We start from the raw sequence: 2,886 nt of genomic DNA, 5'->3' as shown, positions 1-2,886 counted from the left end.
ATTGCTAGCGCCGTTTCGCCTATGCCAGGTTCAATCGTTTGTAGCGCGGCAATCATATACATCAAGAAACGAGCAGTGTCATTGTCGTTGTCATCAAGTGACAGCCACGCCGCTGGTATTGAATCGTGCCGGATCCATTCGCTCAAAAGCGTTGTCTTGCCGGAACCAGCAGGAGCAGAAACCAGGGTTAGTTTCCGTGTCAAACCTTCATTGAGGCAGTTGAGTAGGCGAGGACGCGTCAAGGCATCGCGACGAACAGGCGGCATGTACAACTTGGTCATCAATAGCGTGCTTGGCATAATTAACGCTCCTCATAATTCTAATTTGGAGTGATACTTCAAGTATAGTTGAGGTTCAAATGCTCGAAAACTGAATTGTCTCGTAGCCTTCTGGATCTCTTGTCGATTGTTGGGGCCGGGAATGAAGGATATTGTGTGTAACTGCGCGATTCAAAAAACATATTTCCAGATTTCTGTAGCGGAAATCTGGGTGTATGATAAGGTATACTGTATTGATCACAAACTTCGACACCCTAAACTAAATACCAACATCGTACACTAGTAGTCTAGCAAACGTCAATTGTCGGATAGAGGCTGTGTAATTTGATACGAGCCTCTTCTGTCGTAAAACGCCAATGTACGGTTGATTGGTGTCGATTACGGCGCTCATACCAAGCGGTAACCTGAGCGATTAGAGTATCCTGGTCTGGAATGCGAGCACTTGTGCACTGCCGGTGCAGAACGCTCAATTCGATTTCAGCCATGTTGAGCCAACTGCCGTGCAGAGGTGTGTAGTGAATTTCCAGTATTTCAGCGATGCGCCGTGCTTCAGCCGGTGGAAATGCCTCATATAAAGATGCCAGCTTATGCGTATTGAGGTTGTCCATCACTACCACAATCTTTTCAGCTTCTGGAAAATGAATATCTACCAAATCCCGCATACAATGCGCCCAATCAATCATAGTGCGCTGGTCAGTAACTTTGATGTGACGCCAAGCCTCTAACGGGGCGAAAAAGACAAACAAGTTGCTGGTGCCATTGCGTTCATACTCGTAGTCGTATTTAGCAACTGCTCCGGGTTGGCTTGGCAACGGCAGACGTTTTTCTTTGGTTTGTTGTTTGCGCCCTTCATCAAAGCAGACTAACGGACATTTGGGGTCATAGGGAAGATGATATACAGCCAGGACATCTTCCATCGCACAAACAAAGGCCGCACTCTCTTGGTCAGGAATACACCATTGTTCTTTCAACCAGGGTTTGAGTTCGTTTTTTTCAACGTCGTGCGTACCGTCTCACGAGAAATCGTTTCCACGACCTCTAATTCAATGAGCCGGTCAGCTAACATTTGCATGGTCCAGCGTTCGTGTCCGTCAGGCGCTTCACTGCACGCCAACTGTATCAAACGCGCTTCCCCTACACCGTCCAATTTCCGTGCCTTCCTTTTCTTCGGTCGTGTCCGATTTAAGGCGGCTTCTAAACCGTGTAACACACAATTTTCACGCACGCGCTCCACTGTTCTCTGGTGGACACCTAAGGCTTGTGCTATGTCAGCATCTTTCCACCCACCATCCTCACGTACCTCATCGGCCAGGAGCAGCATCCGAGCACGTGTGATTCGGCGGACTACTCCTTGCCCCTTGCTCACCAGAGCTGTTAATTCTTCCCGTTCCTCATCTGTCAATGTCACCCGGTATATTTTTGCTGGCATCTTTTCGCACTCCCTACTTGCTTTCCGAAAAGAATACCCCATTTTTCTCTATCCGGCAAATCATGTCTGTCAGACTACTAGGTTCTGTTGACATTTGGTAAAAAACGATTATGGTAGCTAAATGGCAACCATAAAACTAACAGAAGCAGAGTGGAACAAAATACGGGATTTCTTAAAAGCTGAAACCCGTGTTTATGTGGGAAACGAGGCCGAATGCCGCCGTTTCGTGGAAGGCGTGCTCTGGATAACGCGCAGCGGCGCCCAATGGCGCTTGCTGCCCGCCGAATACGGACCCTGGAATAGTGTCTACAAGCGCTATGCGCGCTGGTGTGACAATGGGGTCTGGGAACGAATGCTTGAACACTTCGCCGATAACCCAGATATGGAGAACGGCATGGTGGATAGCACGATTGTCCGTGCGCATCCCTGTGCTGCCGGTGCTCAAAAAAAACGGTGGTCAAGCCGAACAGGCGCTGGGTCGTAGTCGAGGCGGATTCAGTACCAAAATCCATGTGACCGTTGATGGCTTGGGCTATCCGCTGCGCTTGCGTTTGACGGCTGGGCAGCGCCATGACATCACCGAAGGCGATCAGTTGATCGATGGCCTGGATTTTGATTTCGTTTTGGCTGACCGCAGCTATGCCGCTCAAGATTTTCTGGACAAGATCATTGCCAATGGAGCAGAACCTGTGATCCCACCCAAGCGGAATGCCAAAAATCCACATGTGTATGATGAGTGGCGTTATCGCGAACGGCATTTGATTGAGTGCTTCATCGGCAAAATCAAGCATTTTCGTCGGGTCTTTTCTCGTTTCGACAAACTCGCCATTCGTTATCTTGGCTTTGTGCAATTGGCGAGCGTCATGATTTGGTTACGTTGAAATGTCAACACAACCTAGTAACAGTGAGTCGGTGTTCGAGGAAGTTGAAAGGCAAAATAGAAGGGGTAGTTGTATCGGGCAAAGAGGACAGACAAGGGGCAAGAACAGCGCTTGATTTGAAACAAGCCAGTGGCTGATCATCCAGATTGGGGCAGATACAAAGGCGGATCCTTTCGTGAATGAGAGCAGAAAAGCTTAGAGACGCACCAAACGCAAGCGGCGATCCTCACGTTCAGCCAGGGCGACCATCATTCGCACAAAATCGGACAGACTAACCAAGCCATGATGTAGCCCCTTG

Annotated in this window: 2 protein-coding genes and 1 pseudogene; 1 reads left to right on the top strand and 2 read right to left on the bottom strand. The window is 49.0% G+C overall.

Translation table 11 applies throughout. The features are described from left to right. Both ACQY6F_RS18650 and ACQY6F_RS18645 read right to left on the bottom strand, forming a co-directional pair. The coding region (locus ACQY6F_RS18650; protein ID WP_428776591.1) for a hypothetical protein at window positions 1-299 on the bottom strand (299 nt) is incomplete at its 3' end. Between the two features lie 266 nt (window positions 300-565). Beyond that, window positions 566-1,707, bottom strand: a protein-coding gene (locus ACQY6F_RS18645; protein ID WP_428776590.1) for an IS630 family transposase whose coding sequence is annotated in 2 segments (ribosomal slippage) — window positions 566-1,272 and window positions 1,272-1,707 — 1,143 coding nt in all. Because the reading frame shifts where the segments join, the coding sequence is not laid out codon by codon here. A gap of 121 nt (window positions 1,708-1,828) precedes the next feature. On the opposite strand from ACQY6F_RS18645, the pseudogene ACQY6F_RS18640 reads away from it, so the two are divergent. Continuing rightward, window positions 1,829-2,588: pseudogene (locus ACQY6F_RS18640) on the top strand (IS5 family transposase). The last annotated feature ends 298 nt before the right edge of the window (window positions 2,589-2,886 follow it).

Source organism: Vibrio sp. (genome assembly GCF_050299255.1).
In the GTDB taxonomy this organism is placed as follows: Bacteria; Pseudomonadota; Gammaproteobacteria; order Enterobacterales; family Vibrionaceae; genus Vibrio.
The sequence above is the reverse complement of the archived record's forward strand: the minus strand, read 5'-3'. Positions and strand labels throughout refer to the sequence as shown.